At 52.7% G+C, this 294-nt stretch carries 3 tRNA genes; all 3 read right to left on the reverse strand.

The features are described from left to right. Nucleotides 1-87, reverse strand: a tRNA-Leu gene (locus AAEY62_RS21685). 38 nt (nucleotides 88-125) lie between these two features. Beyond that, nucleotides 126-199, reverse strand: a tRNA-Cys gene (locus AAEY62_RS21690). 19 nt (nucleotides 200-218) lie between these two features. After that, nucleotides 219-294, reverse strand: a tRNA-Gly gene (locus tag AAEY62_RS21695).

Genomic DNA, 294 nt, shown 5'->3' on the forward strand with positions numbered 1-294 from the left:
TGGTGCCCGAGGCCGGACTTGAACCGGCACGACTTGTTAGTCGAGGGATTTTAAATCCCTTGTGTCTACCAATTCCACCACTCGGGCATCGAGTTTGCTAATTAAAGCGTGTGGAGTAAATTATATGGAGGCGGAACCCGGAGTCGAACCGAGGTAAACGGATTTGCAATCCGGTGCATGGCCACTCTGCCATTCCGCCTAAATGCATCCAAATAATTTGGAGCGGTACACGAGGCTCGAACTCGTGACCTCGACCTTGGCAAGGTCGCGCTCTACCAACTGAGCTAGTACCGC

Origin of the sequence: Pseudoalteromonas sp. GW168-MNA-CIBAN-0100 (genome assembly GCF_040309225.1) — a bacterium.
Classification (GTDB): Bacteria; Pseudomonadota; Gammaproteobacteria; order Enterobacterales; family Alteromonadaceae; genus Pseudoalteromonas; species Pseudoalteromonas arctica.